Annotated in this window: 16 protein-coding genes and 1 pseudogene; 2 read left to right on the top strand and 15 right to left on the bottom strand. The window is 58.1% G+C overall.

What is annotated here, in order from left to right:
* Positions 1–15: 15 nt before the first annotated feature.
* The 7 genes from ACR0KC_RS05370 to ACR0KC_RS05340 all read right to left on the bottom strand — a co-directional run bounded on the left by ACR0KC_RS05370 (position 16) and on the right by ACR0KC_RS05340 (position 6779).
* Entirely contained in the window at positions 16–435 is a 420-nt protein-coding gene (locus tag ACR0KC_RS05370; protein ID WP_170466261.1) for a secondary thiamine-phosphate synthase enzyme YjbQ, read from the bottom strand.
* A gap of 112 nt (positions 436–547) precedes the next feature.
* Positions 548–1411, bottom strand: coding sequence for a sugar phosphate isomerase/epimerase family protein (locus tag ACR0KC_RS05365; protein ID WP_170733467.1), 864 nt, complete (start codon positions 1409–1411; stop codon positions 548–550).
* Between the two features lie 11 nt (positions 1412–1422).
* The gene (locus ACR0KC_RS05360) at positions 1423–2313 is read right to left on the bottom strand and encodes an NAD(P)-dependent oxidoreductase (RefSeq protein WP_170511757.1); all 891 of its coding nucleotides are present in this window, start codon (positions 2311–2313) and stop codon (positions 1423–1425) included.
* Positions 2314–2537: 224 nt separating this feature from the next.
* Positions 2538–3719 (bottom strand): mannonate dehydratase, encoded by a 1182-nt coding sequence (uxuA, locus tag ACR0KC_RS05355; protein WP_480705296.1) that lies wholly within the window; start codon positions 3717–3719, stop codon positions 2538–2540.
* Positions 3716–4768 carry a Gfo/Idh/MocA family protein gene (locus tag ACR0KC_RS05350; RefSeq protein ID WP_480771568.1) on the bottom strand — a complete coding sequence of 351 codons (1053 nt, stop codon included), beginning with the start codon at positions 4766–4768 and terminating at the stop codon, positions 3716–3718. Before ACR0KC_RS05350 ends, uxuA begins: the two co-directional genes overlap by 4 nt.
* Positions 4765–5766 carry a Gfo/Idh/MocA family protein gene (locus tag ACR0KC_RS05345; RefSeq protein ID WP_170403521.1) on the bottom strand — a complete coding sequence of 334 codons (1002 nt, stop codon included), beginning with the start codon at positions 5764–5766 and terminating at the stop codon, positions 4765–4767. The genes ACR0KC_RS05350 and ACR0KC_RS05345 overlap by 4 nt, the downstream gene beginning before the upstream one ends.
* On the bottom strand, positions 5763–6779 hold the full coding sequence (locus ACR0KC_RS05340) for a Gfo/Idh/MocA family protein (RefSeq protein ID WP_480771567.1): 1017 nt from the start codon (positions 6777–6779) through the stop codon (positions 5763–5765). The genes ACR0KC_RS05345 and ACR0KC_RS05340 overlap by 4 nt, the downstream gene beginning before the upstream one ends.
* 123 nt (positions 6780–6902) lie before the next feature.
* On the opposite strand from ACR0KC_RS05340, the gene uxaC reads away from it, so the two are divergent.
* Together uxaC and ACR0KC_RS05330 are read left to right on the top strand one after the other, a co-directional pair.
* Complete coding sequence (gene uxaC / locus ACR0KC_RS05335) at positions 6903–8246, top strand: glucuronate isomerase (protein WP_170466270.1); 1344 nt, start codon at positions 6903–6905, stop codon at positions 8244–8246.
* Positions 8247–9443: a mannitol dehydrogenase family protein gene (locus tag ACR0KC_RS05330; protein ID WP_170466271.1), complete on the top strand. Its 1197-nt coding sequence runs from the start codon at positions 8247–8249 to the stop codon at positions 9441–9443.
* On the opposite strand, the gene ACR0KC_RS05325 is transcribed toward ACR0KC_RS05330, so the two are convergent.
* The 8 genes and pseudogenes from ACR0KC_RS05325 to ACR0KC_RS05290 form a co-directional block, all read right to left on the bottom strand.
* Entirely contained in the window at positions 9430–10293 is an 864-nt protein-coding gene (locus tag ACR0KC_RS05325) for a sugar kinase (protein WP_170733460.1), read from the bottom strand. The two genes, ACR0KC_RS05330 and ACR0KC_RS05325, sit on opposite strands and share 14 nt — an antisense overlap.
* Positions 10290–11171, bottom strand: coding sequence for a DMT family transporter (locus ACR0KC_RS05320; RefSeq protein WP_170423974.1), 882 nt, complete (start codon positions 11169–11171; stop codon positions 10290–10292). The genes ACR0KC_RS05325 and ACR0KC_RS05320 overlap by 4 nt, the downstream gene beginning before the upstream one ends.
* 3 nt (positions 11172–11174) lie before the next feature.
* A pseudogene (locus tag ACR0KC_RS05315) lies at positions 11175–12095 on the bottom strand (NAD(P)-dependent oxidoreductase); the annotation flags it as partial.
* A 106-nt stretch (positions 12096–12201) separates the two neighbouring features.
* The gene (locus tag ACR0KC_RS05310; protein ID WP_480705288.1) at positions 12202–13206 is read right to left on the bottom strand and encodes a Gfo/Idh/MocA family protein; all 1005 of its coding nucleotides are present in this window, start codon (positions 13204–13206) and stop codon (positions 12202–12204) included.
* The gene (locus ACR0KC_RS05305) at positions 13203–14705 is read right to left on the bottom strand and encodes an altronate dehydratase family protein (RefSeq protein ID WP_170565684.1); all 1503 of its coding nucleotides are present in this window, start codon (positions 14703–14705) and stop codon (positions 13203–13205) included. Before ACR0KC_RS05305 ends, ACR0KC_RS05310 begins: the two co-directional genes overlap by 4 nt.
* A gap of 24 nt (positions 14706–14729) precedes the next feature.
* Positions 14730–15680 (bottom strand): phytanoyl-CoA dioxygenase family protein, encoded by a 951-nt coding sequence (locus ACR0KC_RS05300; RefSeq protein WP_170423968.1) that lies wholly within the window; start codon positions 15678–15680, stop codon positions 14730–14732.
* Positions 15681–15690: 10 nt separating this feature from the next.
* On the bottom strand, positions 15691–17313 hold the full coding sequence (locus ACR0KC_RS05295) for a TRAP transporter large permease (protein ID WP_480771566.1): 1623 nt from the start codon (positions 17311–17313) through the stop codon (positions 15691–15693).
* A complete protein-coding gene (locus tag ACR0KC_RS05290) occupies positions 17313–18155 on the bottom strand; it encodes a TRAP transporter small permease subunit (RefSeq protein WP_255612041.1) in 843 nt (280 codons plus the stop codon). Before ACR0KC_RS05290 ends, ACR0KC_RS05295 begins: the two co-directional genes overlap by 1 nt.
* Positions 18156–18163 lie beyond the last annotated feature (8 nt).

The raw sequence follows: 18163 nt of genomic DNA, 5'->3' as shown, positions 1-18163 counted from the left end.
ATGTGATCCAAGGCATCACGTCCCGATGTAGTGCACCTTCAATCGGCGTGCCTTGGGTGCTTCCCGATGTTCGAACAGGTACAGGCTTTGTACGCGACCCAGCGGAAGCTGCCCCTGTTCGACCGGGATCGATACCTGAGTTTGCGTCAATAGCGCCCGCAGATGCGATGGAGCGTTGTCGTCCTCGGTCGGGCGGTGGTGATACTTGCCTGGTGACTTGGGCACGAGTTTCTCGAAGAACGTCTCGATATCCTTGAGCACTTCGGGATCGGCATTGGCCTGCACCAATAGCGCGGCACCGGTGTGGACGCACCAAAGGGTCAACAGGCCCGAGACAAATTCGTGTTCGGACACCGCACGCTGCACGATCCCGCTGATGTCGATGAGGGATTTGCCCGGCGTTTCAATGGACAGGTCAAAAAACTCTTGCTTCATCCAGCAGGCCCTTTCCTTGATTTCACGCGAACGCGCCCAGCTTTCTACACCCCATTTGGCATTCAGCAATGGGGATCAAACTTTTGATTTTGAACGCATATTGACTGCACGTTCATGCAAACAGGCTTTTGAACCTGTCCACACACAGACGAAAACCATCTTCGAAATTCCCGTTGCCGGGGTGATAAACGCTTTCGAAAGAAATGACGCCATCATAGCCGTCGGATCTGAGTGCGTCCGCGATGGGTTGGAACAATGGCGCAAGCTGACCTTCCCCCATGCGGCGCACTTCCAGTGTTGCCCGCGGCGTGTCGACCTTTACGTCCTTGATATGAATGTGACCCAGATAGCCGCCGCGCAGTTCTTCATAACCGTCCGGGTATGCCAGTTCATGGCACCAGCAGTTGTTTCCGGGGTCCCACAGCACTTTCAAAGAGTCTTTGGCGTCCAACTCGTCAATCAGCTTTCGGGCTGTATAGTTGGAATTGACCAGCGTGCCGTTTCCGGTTTCCACGACAAGCGTCACGCCCTCAGCTCTTGCCAGTTCAACCGCCGGCGCGATCAGCGGCGGCATCGAGTCCCATACCCCATGCGCTACGTTCCACTTCTCGGCGCCGTTTTTTCCCCACAGTATCTGCTCTTTTCGTTGCGTCATGATCCGAACCAGCGGAGACCCAACAACATGCGCCATGTCGATTACGCGTTTCAAGGCGTCCATATGCCGAGTGTGGAGGTCGTCGCCGGGCCTATTGGCAGCTGTCATCCCCGCAAAGATATGGCGCGACAGACATGACACAGGCTTGCCCCGGTCGCGCAAAAGCGCGTCGATCTCGGCAATTTGCTGCGGGGAATGATCCCCGACCTCCGCATCGCCAACAAATTGAAGCTCTGCATAGTCCAGGCTGAACTCGTCCATCACGTCCACGGCATGCCGCAGATCGCGGGAAATGCCGTCGCAAATTACACCCAATTTCATGTCCGGTCCCCTCAGCGATGCAATTCTGCGCCAACGATCTCTTCGATGACGCGAGTACACACCCAGTTGTCGCCATTCGGGTATTTAGTTTTTCCTGCGTGAAAGATCTGCATTGCGGATGACGCTGTGTGCATGGGAACGCCCAATGCACCGGCGAGTGCCAGCGAGATCGTCAGGTCCTTATGCATGGTTGCGATATGGCTGCCGGTGGCCTCGAACTTGCGATCAATGATGTTTTCAAGGGCGGAATTCACGACGCCGCACCCCGCGCTGGATGAGGAGAACACATCAAGCAATGCCTGACCGCTGACACCGGCTTTGGCCGCCAGGGCCGCAGCCTCGAATGTGGCGGAAAAGATCGATCCGATCAGGGATTGCAGGCAGGCTTTCACGGTTTGCCCGTCGCCAGCGTTTTCTCCGACTCGATGAATTGTTGCAGACACTGCCTGCATGACTTCGGCGTTTCGGTCCAGCACATCCGCAGCACCGGCAGCCATCATCGTCAATGTGCCGTTCTGCGCGCCGGGAAACCCACCTGAGACCGGCGTGTCGATCAGATGTATGCCTGAGCCTTCCATATCCTGCCCGATGGCGCGGGCTTCGGCCGGGGTAATGGTCGCCGACAGGATGACCGTCCCGCCTTTGGCCATGTTCGCAACCAGCCCGTTTTCACCCAGAATGACATCGCGGGCCTGATCTCCGTTCATTACCATGACAAACACACTGGCGGCGTGTCGACCAACCTGTCCCACGCTGTCCTTGGGCTGGCCGCCCATGTCAGCAAATGCCGTCATGCGCGTCTCGCTCAGGTCGAAACCTGATGTTTCAAAGCCATTCTTGATCAGGTTCTTGGCAAGGCCGCTGCCCATGTCGCCAAGACCTATTACGCCTGCAGTTTTCATTTGGACTCCTCCCGATATTTCGCCATTGCCGTATGGCAGACGTTTCGAAAAATGATGCCCAATCGCATCGGTTTTCGCGGGAGTTTCACGCGTCTTTTACAGACGTCGGGCGAGTCCGGAAGACACCCCGCTGCCCGTTTACGTATAGCAATTAAACGAAGAATGCGGTGCTCAGGCAAGCATAGAAGTGTTGCGGGCGAAAAGAAACCGCCTGATCCGACGCGTTACGAGAACGCCGCCATGATGCCGCGCAGTTCCGCAAGCCCACGCATACGCCCGATCAACGGATAGCCGGGAGTACTGTGTCCGCCCAGATCGCTCAGCAGTTCTTGTCCGTGGTCGGGCCGCATCGGAATTTGCCAGTCGCAACGCCCTTGGGATTTGCGGCGGCGCTGTTCGTTCATCAGTTCGCGAATTGTGCCGACCATGTCGGTGTCGCCCTCCAGATGCGAGGCCTCAAAGAAGTCCGGTTTCTGGCTGTCTGATCCGGCGATGCGTTTGGTATTCCGCAGATGGACAAAGTGAATTCGGTCGCCATGCCTGCGCACGAAGTCCGGCCCATCAAATTCGGGGGAAACTCCCAGCGATCCGGTACACAACGTTGCGCCGTTCGCCAACAAATCAACCGCATCCAGAACGGCGCCGTAGTCATCGGTGCTGGACATGATCCGCGGCAGACCAAGCAACGAGAACGGCGGATCATCTGGATGACAGCACAAGCGTAGTTCCAGTTCTTGGGCGACTGGTGCGACTTCTGACAGGAAGTCGATCAGGTTTGCGCGAAGCTGGTCACGGTCTATATGAGCATAGTTTCGCAACAAAGCGCGCACGTCCTGCACGCTCCACTGATCGTTGGCGCCGGGCAACCCCGCAGTGACATTGTGTTGCAACTGGGCCTTGGATTCATCCGACATGCGCAAGAAGCGATCCTTGGCCGTTTGCTGGACGACGCTGGAATAGTCTTCGGACGCGCCCGGACGTTCAAGAATATGTATGTCGAAAGCAGCAAAATCGGTCAGGTCGAACAGCATGGCCGTTCCGCCGTGCGGCTGCGGTGCGCGAAGGGCGGTGCGCGTCCAATCCAGGATTGGCATGAAGTTGTAGCAAACGATTTTGATGCCACGGGCGGACAGGGACCTGAGGCTGGACTTATACGCCTGCAGATGTTCAGCCATGTCTGCGGACTGTGTTTTGATCGCCTCGGAAACGGGCAGGCTTTCGACAACGTCCCAACTGTACCCGGCAGTAGCCAGAACTGCTTGCCGATCGGCGATGCTTGGTTCGTCCCAGGGCTGTCCCGGCGGGATGTGATGCAGCGCGGTGACGATGCCCTGAACCCCGACTTGATGGAGAGCGGCAAGGGCGATCGGATCATCGGGTCCGAACCAACGCCAGCATTGTTTCATGGCAGCCATCCTTCATACAGCGGGTGATCGGAACTGATGGGAAGAGCAACGCGCTGCCCGGTGCGCGCCGCGTGATAAATCGCTGTCACAAGGCCGATGGATGCAGCGCCATCCTTCAGCGTAACGGCCGAATTTGCCTCGGACCGCAGCGCCCTGCCGACTTCGGTAAAGAACCCTTCGAAACCTGTTGGCTCGTCAGTGGCGGCTGCAAGGGCCTCGTCGATAGCGGCTTGATACACAGGGTCCCGCGCGACGAATGTCCAGGGCGTTTGACCTGGGGCATAGGGTTCGTTGCCAGAGGTGGCGGTCACCTTTTCAAAGACGAGCCGCAGGCGGGTTTCGTCCGTGGCGGCGCCCAGGGTGATATTGCTTGTGCACAAAGCTCCGGAAGTCATGCCAAAGCAGATCGCGGCACAGTCTTCGGTCTCGATCGGGTTTACCCGCGTTGTGGCCATTGCAGACACCCAGGCGATATCACCCGCGATATGAGTCAGCAGATCATGGTTGTGGATGGCATGGCCCAGCACTGCGCCGCCGCGTTCACCGGCCCATGTTCCCCGCCACGGCACCGCGTAATAGTCTGCCCCGCGGGACCAATGGGTCTCAAGCGCGGCAGTTTGGACCGCTCCGGTCAGGCCTGCGCGTTGCAGGTGGCGCAGTTGGGCCAGTGACGGCCCCCACCGGTATTGAAACACCGGAAACACCTGCTTGCCCGCGCTGCGTGTGGCTGCCGTGATCCGATCCACATCTTGCATCGAGGTCGCAAGAGGCTTTTCGCAGACAACGTGTTTTCCTGCGGCCAGTGCCGCAAGCGTGGTTGGTACATGCAGATGCGGCGGTAGGCAGATGTCGATGACATCAATCGCCGGATCATCCAGAGCGCCCTGAATGTTGGTTAGTGCTCGAAAATCCGAGTTCTGCCGTATCTGTTCGATCCGGTCCGTATTCTGGTCGACCACGGCGGCTACGCGGAAGGTGCGGTCAAGCCGTTCCAGAGCGTCCAGATGTTGCGCACCGATACCTGCGCCAAGGATCGCAACGTTGATCATCTGCGTTCCGCCACTTCCTGCGCGTGCAGTGCCAGTTCCATGACCGTAAAGCAGTGGGTCTGTGTCATCGCGGTTTCGGTCCGGTTGCGGATGTCATCGGCCAGGCGCGCGAAGTAGGGAAGGCTGGCGTCGGCTGCGTCGATCTTTTGGCAGGTTTCACCATTGACGAGGATCAGATGGTCTGTCCCTGAGGCCCCACCCACATCGACGTACTTCCGCAACTCGATATATCCTTCGGTTCCGAGGATCGTCAGACGACCATCCCCCCAGTTTGGCAAGGCATCCGGCGTGAACCAGTCAACCCGGATGTACCCGGTGCCATTCTCGCTTCTTAGATTGAGTTCTCCGAAATCCTGCAATCCGGGATCTTTGGGGTTTGCGTAGTTCGCCACATAAGCGTTCGTGATTTCTGCGGTTTTCGAACCTGTGTAATGCAAGAACTGATCGATTTGATGCGAGGCGATGTCGGTCAGAATGCCGCCATAGCGGTCACGCTGAAAAAACCAATCCGGCCGGGTTGTCCGGTTCAATCGGTGCGGGCCAAGCCCAACCGTCTGGATCACGCGCCCGATGGCACCGGACTCGACCAACTCGGTCGCCCGGGTGCTGACGGGCGTTTCAAATCGTTCGGAAAAATTCACCGACCAGATTCGACCGGTGTCGGCGACCGCTCGCTTGATCTGGTCGAGTTGCTCGAACGTCGTGCAGCCCGGCTTGTCGCTCATGACATCCATGCCGTTTTGCATGGCGCGGATCGTCAACGCGGCCCTATCTGCCGGTATCGCCGAAATCAGCGCCAGATCCGCCCCACTGGTTAGGGCGTCTTCCAGTCGGGCCAGCCGCGGAATATCGGGAAACCTTTTGACGTAGCCCGGAAGCGTTTCCGGATCGCCTTGTGTCCAGTAGCCAACGCAGTCCACGCCGATTTTACGCATGTTTTCCGTCATGCCATAGATATGGCGGTGGTCCAGGCCAAGGGCGACGCAGGTCAGGCTCATGAGATGACTCGTGTTTTCTGGCCTGTTCGATTGGCGATCTGCATCGCGTCTATGACGGCGTGGGTCAAAAGGGCACTGCGTCCGGTGGCCATGGGCAGCGTGCCATCGGCAACAGCCTTGGCGAAATCCTCGATGACCGCCTGATGCCAAGCATGGGTGAACGCCATGGGATCGGCCCCTCCGCCTGTGGCGGACGTTTCGCCAACCGTGGATTTATGACCATCGAAAGTCGTTAAGGTCAGGACACCTGACTCCAAATGCGCTTTGGCGCGTGTGCCTTGGATGGTAATGGACTCAGCGGCCCCGGGATATTCGGCAGTAGTCGCCATCATAGTGCCCACGGCGCCTCTATCCGTTTCAAAGACTGCACCTGCCCAATCCTCAGCTTCGAGATCGTGTAACGGAGTTTTTCTCATCATGGCTTGAATGTCCGAGATCGGCCCCAGCAGCCACATCGCAAGATCAAGCGTGTGGATTGCCTGCGAGATCATGACACCGCCTCCGTCGCGCGCATAAGTGCCGCGACCCGGCTCGTCATAGTAGCTCTGATCGCGCCACCAGGGGATACGGATCTCCACCGTGGCGATCGCGCCCAGCTCACCCTGTTCAATGGCTGATTTCAGCGCCTGCGAGGCGGCGCGGGCGCGGTGCTGAAAGACGATGCCCAGCGGCACACCGGATACCTCGCACTGCTCGACGATGGCTGTCGCGGCGCCCAGCGTTCTCTCGATGGGCTTTTCCATTAGGATCGGTTTCGAAGCGCTCGAAAGAACCCGAACCAACTCTGAGCGCTGATCGGGCGGTGTTGCGATGATCGCAAAGTCGACGTTTGGGTCGTTTGCGATTTCCTCGATCGAGCCGAATGCGCGGGTGCCGTTTCGCTGCGCGAACTCAGCTGCTTTTTCAGAGTTGCGCCCGAGGACGCCGGCAAGACTGAGGCCTTGATCCGATGCTTGAATGGCAGCGACATGCGTGCCCGAAACCATCCCCAAACCAATCAGCGCAATATTCATTCATTCCCCCGGATCACTCGGTCAGTCTGCGGGTTCGAACGGGAAAGATGCAACCATTAAAAACTGTGTTAACAATTGCGGGCAGCAGTATCGGAGGCAGAATTGACTGGCAATTTGAATGGCATGGCAGAAAACCTGTACTTGGGCATCAAGGACCTGCCAATCGTGTCTCCGCATGGTCACTGCGATCCGGGGTGGTTTGCAACCGATGAGCCGTTTCCCAACCCGGCAGAGCTGCTTGTGGTTCCCGACCATTACGTGTTCCGTATGCTCTATTCGCAGGGCGTTCCTTTGTCCGAACTTGGCGTTGGGGAAGAGGGGCGAAAGAAGGATCCCCGCGCCGTTTTTCGCACCTTTGCCGAACACTGGCATCTGTTTCTGGGAACGCCATCCCGGATCTGGATGAGCTACGTGCTGCACGAAACGCTGGGCGTGTCTGAGGCGTTGTCTTCTCGCACGGCTGACCTGATTTATGATGAGATCTCAGAAAAGCTGACGCGTCCCGAATTTCGCCCGAGGGCTTTGTTCGACAGGTTTGGGATCGAGGTTCTGGCCACCACAGATTCGGCTCTCGACGGCCTGGCTGAGCATCGGGAGATTCGAACAAGCGGTTGGGGCGGGCGGGTTGTTCCGACGTTCCGCCCAGACGGGGTTTTGGATGGGTCGGACCCGGAGTTCGTACAGAACCTGAACAAGTTGGCCGAGCTGACAGACTGCGATCTGGGCAGCTATGATGGCTACCTCAACGCGCTGCGAATGCGGCGGGCTTACTTCATCCAGCTGGGATGTACTGCCACCGACCACGGTATCGAACGTGTGCAGACCGAGTGGCTGGACGACCCGGAAGCGCTGTACCAGCGGCTGAGACGGCGGGAAGGTAGCGAACAGGATGCTCGCCGGTTCTATGGGCATATGCTGATCGAAATGGCGCAGATGTCTGTCGATGATGGTCTGACAATGCAGATACATGCTGGCAGCAAGCGCAACACGAACCACGCGGTACTGCGGGACTTCGGACGGGACAAGGGGGCCGACATTCCAATCGCGATGGATTGGGTCACGGGCCTTGAGGCGCTGTTGAACCGGGTCGGTAACTCGGCGGAACTGCGCATCATTCTGTTCACACTGGACGAAAGCACCTATGCCCGCGAACTGGCCCCGATGGCGGGACATTGGCCGTGCCTTCGGATCGGGCCGCCTTGGTGGTTCCACGACAGCCCAGCCGGGATTGCGCGGTATTTCGATCAGGTCGTTGAAACGGCCGGATATTACAATCTGGCCGGATTCAATGACGACACGCGGGCTTTCCTGTCCATTCCTGCACGTCACGACCTGTGGCGACAGGGTGTGGCGATTCATCTGGCGGAGCAGGTTGCGCGCGGCTATTTCGATCGGGACAGTGCCGAGCATCTGGCGCGATTGCTGGCGGTCGATCTGGCGAAACAGGTTTACAGGTTGCAAAGCTAGATGGGTACAGTTCTTCATTTCGGCCTTGGAAACTTTGCCCGGGCGCATTTGCTGGATTACACGGATCAGGCGGGCGGATGGGACGTTGTCGGCGTCAGCCTGCGTTCATCCTCGGTTCGGGATGGATTGGCCCGACAGGGTTTTGAGTACGATTTGTGCGTACAGGGGCAGGGTGTCCGGCGCATCAAAGCTCTGCGAGACGTTCTGGTCGCGCCCAAGGATCGCGCAGAGATATTCGATGTGATGGCGGATGCCGAGATCATTTCGGCAACCGTAACCGAGAAAGGTTATCACTTGGACGCCGCGGGCAAGCTGAACCTTCAGGACCCGGCGATTGCCGCCGATCTGGCAGGGCAAGGGCCTGCGACGCTGATCGGGTTTTTAGCTTATGGCCTTGCGGAACGGCGCAAGCCAGTAACGGTACTAAGTTGTGACAATCGCATGGAAAACGGCAAGACGCTCGAAACGGCAGTTGCCGATTTTGCGGAAGCAGCCGGTCTGGACGTGAATTGGGACTCTGTTCGCTTTCCCAACGCGATGGTCGACCGGATCACCCCGGCTACCACGGACGCCGTTCGCGCAATCAGCGGCGATCCTATGGCTGTTCCGACCGAGGCGTTCTCGGAGTGGGTGATCGAAGACAGTTTCGCCGGTCCACACCCGGATTGGCCGGGAGTGCAACTGGTCGATGACGTAGCCCCGCACGAGATGCGAAAGCTGCGCATGCTGAACGGTGCCCATTCCCTGTTGGCTTATGCCGGGTTGGAGCGGGGCCTGACCTACGTCCACGAAGCGGTTCAAGACCCGGTTTTGCGCCCGCTGGTTTCTGAGTTGATGAAGGATGCGGGCGCAACGCTGCCCGCTGCACTGCAAGCACAGGTTCCGGATTATGCCGAGGCTTTGTTACGCCGCTTTGAAAACCCCGAGCTGGCGCACCGTCTGGACCAAATCGCAATGGATGGCAGCCAGAAGCTGCCGTATCGGTTTGTTCCCACACTCCGTGAGACCGGCTCTCAGGCGGTGATTGCAGGGATGCGGGCCTGGATCTCTTTTTGCATGTCCGAGATCGCAAAGGGCAGGGCGCTGAACGATCCTTGCGCGTCGGAAATTGCCACGGCCGTCAAGCAGCCGGACCCGGTAGCGCTGCTTTTGGGTCTCGTTGGCGCTGAGGATCTCGCGCCACTTATCCGGGAATGATCGCGCCGCGGAATTGAACAACGGTGGAAGCCAAATTGTGCCCAGCCATCAGGGCGTCGGCCTGTGATTTCCCCATCAGCAAGGCCGCGAGGTACCCACCGTTGAAACTGTCGCCCGCCGCTGTCGTATCCAGCACGTTTTTGGCAGGTTCATAGGTTTGGTCAGTGTTCTGACCGATGGACAAAGGGCCATTCTCTCCGCGTTTCAACGCACCAACACCGTGATGATCGGCAAAGCGTGCAGCCACCTGGTCCGCGCTTTCCCCGAACAATGCCATCTCGTCGTCAATGGACGGCAGGGCAATGTCTGCACGTTGCCAAAGCCGTTGGTTAATCTGCCGAGCGTGTTGGACGCTGTCCCAAAGACGCGGACGAAAGTTGCTGTCATATACCAACCGAACGGAAGAGCCTTCGAGCCAGTCCAGAAGCGCAAGCCTGACTGCATGCGGAAGAATGGCCACGGAAATCCCTGACAAGTACAGCACGTCGTAACCGTTCAGCGGGCTGAAGTCGTGATCGGCAAAAAGCTGGCGGGCGGCCGCCTCGCTGCGCCAATAGGTAAAGCTGCGTTCACCGTCCGCAGATGTCGTGATCGCGTATAGTCCCGGAGAGGCGTTCGGAATGATGCGGATGCCGGATGTTCCGATGTCATGACTGGCGATGAAGTCCACGATACGCCTTGAGAACGGATCGTCGCCTAGACATGTCACATACTCCACCTGCAGGTCAGGCGCGGCACGGTGCATGTAGATGGCCGTGTTCAGCGTATCCCCCGCGACGCCCACCTTCGCGCCGGTTTCCAGCATGGACAATTCGATCATTGCTTCGCCGATGCAGGCAATTCGCGTCATTTCTTTTCTCTTTTCCAGATGATGAGACCGGCAGCCATGATCAGCGCAGCCCCCGCCAACGTGAATGCGTCCGGTACTGTGTCAAAGAACAGATAACCCCAGATTGCCACGTAGATTAGGAACGAATAGGTGAATGGCATCAACTGGTTCGCCGTTCCAAACCGATGCGCGTTCGTCAGCAGCTGATGCCCGCACCAGCCAAACACACCAAGGCCGATCAGTACAATCAGGCTCCACGTGTTTTCTGGCTGGACCCAAAACCAGATGGCGAACGGCAACAGGACCACCGTACCGGTAAGCCCGAGGTAGAATTGCATAGTGTCCACGGCAACGACCCCGGACAGCCTGCGCGTCATAATCGAGTACAAAGCCAAAGCGGTGGCATTATATACGATCAGCAGCATGGTCGGATGAAAGGCCGAACCAAACGGCCGTACGACAACCAACACCCCCAGAAAGCCCAGGATTATAGCCGCCCAACGCCATGGGCCCACGCTTTCTTTCAATACAAAGACGGACAGAAAGCACACGATGACCGGGCTGGAGAACATGATTGCCGACACAACGGTCAGTGGCAAAAACCGTAGGGCATAAAAATTGAAAACGGTCGCCGAGATCAGCAGCAAGGCCCGGCTTATCACCTGCCATGGATGGGCAGTCTTGAACCGACCGGCCTCTATCCCGCCCTTGGCGATCACGCCCACTGAGATCACGAAGTGCCCCGCATAGCGCATGAACGCCAACTGAAATGCTGGCACTCCGGCCAACGCCAACCACTTGGCCCCAAGGTCAACCAACGAAAAGAACAGCCACGCCATCAGCATCAGCACAATGCCAAGGCGCGGCAGGTCAGCGGTGGGGTTGGCGGAGACGGCCATCGATCAGGTGTTGAAGCGCTTGACGTAGTAGTCAACCATCTGGCTTACCATGTCATCCGCCTGACCGTGGTCGCGGGCGTCATTCAGCGCCGAAAGCGCGCCCTGCGACATCACGCTGGTAACGCCTGCCTCGCGCGCCATTCGGTCATAATACCCGAGGTCTTTTGCCGCGTTCTTGATGGCAAAGGCCAGCTGATTTGGGTCGCTCTCAACGCCATAGGCTTTGACGAAATCCATCATTCCGGAATGCAGCGGCCCTGCGGCCATCACATCATAAAGCTGCTTGCGGTCAACACCGGTGATGTCAGCCATGGCAAAGGCTTCGGCCATCGCGTTCGCAACGGTCATTCCGAAGAAGTTGTTGATTAGCTTGATCGTGTGTCCGGACCCAACGGGGCCAAGGTAAAAAACGTTTTCGCCCAAATCTTTCAGTGTCGGCTCGGCCTTGTCAAAGGCAGCCTTGTCGCCAGACGTCATAATGTTGAGCTTGCCTTCCAGCGCGTGTGAAGGTGTCCGGCCAAGCGGTGCATCAAGATAGCTTCCGTCGGCTGCGGCAACCTCCTCGGCCAAGGCGCGTGTACTGCCAGGAAGCGAGGTGCCAAAGTCGATGACAATCGCGCCGGACTTCAATCCCGCAATCACTCCATCTGCACCGTGCATTCGGCTCTCGACCTGTTCGGAGGTGCCCATGCACAGCATCACGATGTCGCTGGCCTGAGCCAGTTCTTGGGCGTTTCGCATCTCGCGGGCGCCTCCGTCAATCGCGGCGTCCAGGTACGTGCGGTCGCGGTTTCCCAATACAGCGACCGAATATCCTTGGTCCAACAGTCGGCTAACCATGGCTCCGCCCATTAGTCCCAAGCCGATAAACCCGATTGATGGTTTGCTCATTGGTTTCCCTTTCCGTGAATGTGTCTGGTTTTTATTCTTGTGTTTGTTGCGGGCGGCTTTGCTTTTTTAATGCTCATATTGCCCGGTGGATAATCATTGGTTTTTGGGTGGTCCGGCATTTGGCCGGGCCGCATGTCCATCAGGCCGGCGCCCGCGCTCGGGTCGTTCGCGCCTTTAGCCCCTGTTCAATCCGTGATGTGACCTCGAGCGTTCGGGCTGCATCCTCGACGTCGATCAGTGGGGAAGCGCCATCGATCACGTCAAGGAAGTGATCCAGTTGCACCTCCAGCGGTGCGCGTTGTTGTTCCGGTCGTGTAAGTTGGTCTTTTTGGGCCGCAGTGCCCCAATCCTGTCCGCGCCACAGGGTCATGGAGGGAAAACTCACAGCGCCACTGGTTCCCGTGATCCAGATCATGTCCTGATGGGTCGTGCCGATGTTCGGGTTTTCGCCGGTTCCGGCCTCAAACCCCCAGGGGCTGGGTGCGGTATCGGCAAAGCTGATAGTGCCCGTCGCGCCGTTTTCGAATGCGATCGCGACAGCCCCGCTTTCTATCCTATCCGCTCCGCGGATGGGCGCTCCGGGCAGGGCGACGACATCCGAGATTTCTCCGATCACAAAGCGCAGGACATCGATATCATGCACCAGATTGATCATGACTGGGCTGCCATCGGAAGTCCGCCAGTTCTGTTCAAAATAGCTGTCGGGTTTACGCATGGCCCACAGCAACGAGATATTGATGACTTGTCCGATCGTACCTTGCGCGATCACCTCCTTCAGGTATTGCAAGATTGTATGATACCGCCGATGGTGGCCTACAAGACTGCGGACATTGGCCTGGCGAACGGCCGTCTTCAGGCGCAGGGCGTCATCGACCGATGCTGCAACCGGCTTTTCGATCAGCATGTGCCAACCGCGAGATGCGGCCAGAATGCCATGTTCGGCATGCAGTCGGGTTGGCGTCGCGATTATGACGCCATCTACCGGGTCCTGCACCTCGTCCATACTAGCAAAACGCGGCGCGTCGGTCTGGATCGAGCCATCTGGATCGGCCAACCCGACCAACTGGCAACCGGGATGCTCAATCACGGCGCGGACGTGGCGGATACCGATTAATCCGCCGCCGGCTACAAGGATCCGTTTCACATCACCGCTCCGATTTGCCAGGGAACAAATTCGTAGTCACCCAAGCCCTGCGCCTCGGACTTGGTCCGCGCGCCAGAGGCGACTTGGAGCAGCCGTCGGTATATTTCCTGTCCTTTTTCTTCGACGCTGGCGCCTTTGCTCAGAATGTCGCCCGCATCCACGTCCATGTCCTCGGGCATGCGTGCTGCCAATTCAGAGTTGGTAGCGATTTTCAGCGTGGGTGCCGGTTTGGACCCAAATGCAGAGCCGCGTCCCGTGGTGAAGCACACAAGGTTGCACCCAGCCGCGATCTGACCGGTCACCGAGGCCGGGTCATATCCGGGGCTGTCCATGAAGGTGAAGCCTTTGGCGGTGATGGGTTCGGCGTATTTGAATACACCGGTCAAAGGGGTGGTGCCGCCCTTCGCCGCTGCCCCCAGCGACTTCTCTAGGATGGTCGTCAGACCCCCTTGCTTGTTGCCGGGGCTTGGGTTGTTGTCCATCGAACCGTGATTGCGAGCGGTATAGTCCTGCCACCAATCGATCAGTCCGATCAGTTTTTCCCCAGTTGTGCGACTAAGGGCGCGGCGGGTCAAAAGGTGTTCGGCTCCGTAAATTTCGGGTGTTTCCGCAAGGACACCTGTGCCGCCTTGCGCAACCAACAGGTCGCAGGCATGTCCGAGCGCCGGGTTCGCGGTCACGCCGGACCAAGCGTCCGAGCCACCGCATTGCAGCGCAACCATCAGTTCGGACGCCGGGGCTTCGCTGCGCCTCGCCTCATTGGCAATGGGAAGCATCTGGTTGATCTTGTTGATGCCCATTTCCACGGTCCGACGCAATCCGGCGACGTTCTGGATGTTCATCGTCTGGAAGGTGGGACTTTGCTTCAGCCCATACGCGTCCAGCAGCCAGTCGATCTGGTTCATCTCGCAGCCTAGACCGACCATCAGAACGGCAGCGTGGTTGGGGTGTTTTGCAAACCCCCACATGACCCGTTGAAGGGCTTCAAAACCGTCGCCGGAATCGGCCATTCCGCAGCCCGTTCCGTGGACAAAGGCCACCACGCCGTCGACGTTCGGAAACTCGGCCAGCTTGTCCGGCGTGAAGTGATTGGCGATCATGCGGGCCGCAGTTGCCGAACAGTTCACGGTGGTCAGAACCGCGATGTAGTTGCGCGTGCCGACCCGACCGCTGTCCCGGTGGTAGCCCATAAACGTATCGACCGAGTTGGCGGGTTTCGTGGGCCTGTGATCCGTCGCAAACTCGTAGTCCACACTGGTGTTCCGGAACTCGACATTGTGGGTGTGTACATGGTCACCGGGTTCGATCGGTTGGGTGGCGTAACCGATGATCTGGGCGTATTTTCTAACCGGATCGCCGAGCGCAAGATTCCGCGTGGCGACCTTGTGCCCCGAGGGGATGCGCGCATTGGTCGTGACATCCTCGACCATACTGCCGGCCTCCAGGTGCCGAGTTGCAACCACCACGCTATCCGTTCGATCTAAACGTACAAAAGTCATAATCAGCTTTCCTGGCGGCAGCAGCTAGGCGCAGAACGGTGAGTCCGATGTCCACCGGTGAATATCTATATGCGGCTTGCCGGACAGTCTTGCTCGCGCCGCCTCCCAATTGGACTTGCAGACGCGCCAATCTCGCAGCTCGGTTTCGGGGCGCGATCTGGACCTCGCGATGAAGCTGGGGAAATGATCTCGACCGGTCGGCTGGCCTGCCGCGCTAAAGCGGATGTCGAACGACCAGCGGAACCGGTCCGTTTTATTGATCAGCGAAGCGTGTGGCGTCAAAGGGTGAAACAGGATGATCCCGCCGGCCTTGACAGGAAGGGGCACGGCGCGGCCTTCATCAATGAACCCGTCGGCAATGCCTGTCTGCGTCCGGGCACAATGTGGCAGGATAGATTGGTCTTGTGCCATTGGCAGCACTTGCAGGCAGCCGTTTTCAACCGTTGCATCGTTGACGGCAATCCAAACCGTGACCATGTCGGTCTGATCAGCATCCTCCAGCGCAACCGCTCGGTCCTGATGCCAGTCCGTTGCGGTGATGTGCGCGCGCACCTCGTCCTTGGACAGCTTCAGGGCAGGTGGCTTCAGCCGAACGTGCTGGATTGGATTGCTCACCAACTCTGGCCCGATCAGCTGCTCGACGATGTCAAGCATGGGACGGGCCGTCAGCAAGTCGAACACTGCGGGCCCAATATGGAACGGTGTGTCCGCCATGATCCGATCGCCGGGCAGCGAGATGTCCAGCGGCTGGAAATAGTCGCATCCGGCCTGATAGGCGGACAGAAGTTTGTCCCAGAAGGTCATTCCGGACGGCTCATCCTTGACCAGTCCTTTTTTGTACCAACAGTCATAGAGCCGGTTCAGGACATCCGAGTATTCCGCTTGCACCCGACCCAGGACATCGCGGGGAATTACATCCTCAACCACGAGGTATCCATCGGTCTGGAACTTGCCAATCTGATCTTGTGTCAGCATGGGTGCAACCTCACAACAGCAGCGCGATGATGCCCGGCCAAATCAGAAGAACGGAAAGCGCCAGCAACTGGATCCCGATGAATGGCAGGAAGCCGCGGAAGATATCCGTTAGGCTAATATGCGGCGGGGCCACTGACTTCAGGTAGAACGCGGCCGGGCCGAAAGGGGGCGAGAGGAAGCTGACCTGCATGTTCATACAGAACACGACGCCGAACCAGATGGCGACATGACTCGGCTCCAACTGGCCAAAGACTCCGATTTCCTCGATAGGAAGGCGCAGGACGATCGGCAGAAAGACCGGAATGATCAACAGTACGATGCCGACCCAATCCATGAATGCGCCCATGAACAGCAAGATCAGCATCATTACCAGAATGACCAACATGGTCGGCAGCTCCTGGCCGACGATCAGGTCGGCCACGTATTGGGGCCCTCCAGCAATGGTGTAGGCACCCGCCAGCGCGGCGGCTCCGATCGTAACCCAGATGATGGTGCCCGTGGATTTTAACGTCCGCATCAAGCTGTCCCAAACCAGCTCGAACGATCCTTCGCCCCGCAGGATGGCGATGATCAGAACGGCGAAGGCGCCCATGCCTGCAGCCTCAGTGATCCCTGTGATCCCGCCATAGATCGAACCGAGCACGACGCCGATTACGACCAGCGGCGCGACGAGACCCTTGCCCATTCCCCAACCGATTTTTGCGCGTTGTCTGCCAAAGACGAAGAAAATCAGCAGAAGGGCGACGATCGTGATGCCGGCAAACCAGGGCAGGTAGTCAGCCGTTCCCAGCCTCGCGGGCTCACCCTGGCTGGCAGCGTTCGAGCCTGAGAGCTCGAAAAACGCGGCCCGGATAAACAGAACGGTGGAAAATCCGGCGACAACGATGCTCATGAAGGCCCCAAACAATTTGCGTTTTTCGGCCGGTTCTGGGTCGTTTGGGTCCGGTTCCGGCAGCGGAGCGTGATGAGGATTCAACCGCGTGCGGATGATGATGTACAGGATGATCATCGAGGCCAGCATGAAGCCGGGAATGAAAGACGCGGTGAACAGTGACTTGATCGAGGTTTCGGTGATCAGCCCGTAGATGATCAGAACGATCGAAGGAGGGATCATGGTGCCCAGCGACCCAGAGGCGCAGATGACGCCGATCGCGAGATTCTGATCGTAGCCCAGGCGCAGCATTTGGGGCAGGGCGATAAGGCCCAGCAGGACAACCTCACCGCCGATGATGCCGGACATGGCCGCCATGATCACCGCCATGATCGAGGTCACGATCGCGATGCCGCCGCGTGTTCTGGACAGCCAGACATTCAGCGACGAATACATGTCGCGCGCGATCCCGGACCGCTCTAGCAGCGACGCCATGAAGATAAACAATGGCACGGATATGAGCACGTAGTCCGTTAAGAGCCCGTATATCTTCTGCGCCAGGATATAGAGCGGCCCAGTCCCAGGCCGACCTGTGAGAATCCCGTCGCCGAATGAAAACGGGTTTAAAAGCAGTGTCGGTTCGAACTTGAGCACAAGAACCAGAACCGCAAGCGAAGCCGAGGCCAGACCCAAGGGCATCCCGATCGCCAGAAGCACAATCAGGGCGACCATCAGGATGAGTGAGATTGTTCCAATGTCCATCAGTCTTGTCCCACCGCCCGTTTGATCATTTCAATTTCGTCTTCGTCCGGTTCATCTGTGTGGATTTCCGGTTCTTTGTTCCAATCCGCGACCAAGTTCAAAATTGCTTGCATTGCGACGAGCGTAATCACGATCAGCACCATCGGCTGCAACGTCGCCGGGATCGGCGGATTGAAGGCAGAGCCATAAAGCTCCCATTTGTAGAGCTTGTTCACGAATACCTGTTTGTAGCTGCCGTAGACCAGAAAGAAGGCAAATAGCACGATCAGTATAGTCGAAACCGTATCAAAAACGCGCTGAAGCCAACGTGGAACTGCGTCGTACATCAGGAATATTCGAATGTGACTGCGTTGCTGCATGGCGTAGTAGCCAGACATTAAAAACACAAAGCTGGCGAACCAGAGTGTCATTTCGTTCGCCCACTCGGTCGGCTTCTCCAGGATATAACGCATGAAGACTTCGTAGAGCATGACGACAGTCATGATTGCGATCATCATCATCGTCACTCGACCTATGAACAGGGCGAAACGGTCCATAACCGTCGAGCCTTCGAACTCCATCGTCGCCGGGCGCACGGTCTTGGTACCAATCACTGCAAGAAACGGTAGAAGGACGAGCGCGGCCATGTCGATGATGTCGACATACCCCCCGAATACGCCAGACAATTCGGGCGTAACGTCGCTGCGAAGATATATTTCAGTTACCTGACTTTTGAGGGATTCAGAGGTGTAAGGCAGCCAGTCCAATAGGAATGCGGGAAGATGCCAAACAAGCCAGCTGGCTGTTGCGACGAAGGCCAACGGTATGAGCCATTCAATTAGTCCGCCTGAGTTCTTGTGCATCGCGTAAC

Source organism: Ruegeria sp. CF3 (genome assembly GCF_056537365.1).
This window is presented reverse-complemented; position numbering and strand designations above follow the sequence as displayed.

Coding starts and splice junctions, on each gene's coding strand:
- ACR0KC_RS05365 (WP_170733467.1), bottom strand. CDS start 1,411: ATGAAATTGGGTGTAATTTGCGACGGCATTTCCCGCGATCTGCGGCAT.
- uxuA (WP_480705296.1), bottom strand. CDS start 3,719: ATGAAACAATGCTGGCGTTGGTTCGGACCCGATGATCCGATCGCCCTT.
- ACR0KC_RS05330 (WP_170466271.1), top strand. CDS start 8,247: ATGGGTACAGTTCTTCATTTCGGCCTTGGAAACTTTGCCCGGGCGCAT.
- ACR0KC_RS05300 (WP_170423968.1), bottom strand. CDS start 15,680: ATGCTGACACAAGATCAGATTGGCAAGTTCCAGACCGATGGATACCTC.
- ACR0KC_RS05320 (WP_170423974.1), bottom strand. CDS start 11,171: ATGGCCGTCTCCGCCAACCCCACCGCTGACCTGCCGCGCCTTGGCATT.
- ACR0KC_RS05325 (WP_170733460.1), bottom strand. CDS start 10,293: ATGACGCGAATTGCCTGCATCGGCGAAGCAATGATCGAATTGTCCATG.
- ACR0KC_RS05345 (WP_170403521.1), bottom strand. CDS start 5,766: ATGAGCCTGACCTGCGTCGCCCTTGGCCTGGACCACCGCCATATCTAT.
- ACR0KC_RS05290 (WP_255612041.1), bottom strand. CDS start 18,155: ATGCACAAGAACTCAGGCGGACTAATTGAATGGCTCATACCGTTGGCC.
- uxaC (WP_170466270.1), top strand. CDS start 6,903: ATGGCAGAAAACCTGTACTTGGGCATCAAGGACCTGCCAATCGTGTCT.
- ACR0KC_RS05295 (WP_480771566.1), bottom strand. CDS start 17,313: ATGGACATTGGAACAATCTCACTCATCCTGATGGTCGCCCTGATTGTG.
- ACR0KC_RS05360 (WP_170511757.1), bottom strand. CDS start 2,313: ATGAAAACTGCAGGCGTAATAGGTCTTGGCGACATGGGCAGCGGCCTT.
- ACR0KC_RS05340 (WP_480771567.1), bottom strand. CDS start 6,779: ATGAATATTGCGCTGATTGGTTTGGGGATGGTTTCGGGCACGCATGTC.
- ACR0KC_RS05305 (WP_170565684.1), bottom strand. CDS start 14,705: ATGACTTTTGTACGTTTAGATCGAACGGATAGCGTGGTGGTTGCAACT.
- ACR0KC_RS05350 (WP_480771568.1), bottom strand. CDS start 4,768: ATGATCAACGTTGCGATCCTTGGCGCAGGTATCGGTGCGCAACATCTG.
- ACR0KC_RS05370 (WP_170466261.1), bottom strand. CDS start 435: ATGAAGCAAGAGTTTTTTGACCTGTCCATTGAAACGCCGGGCAAATCC.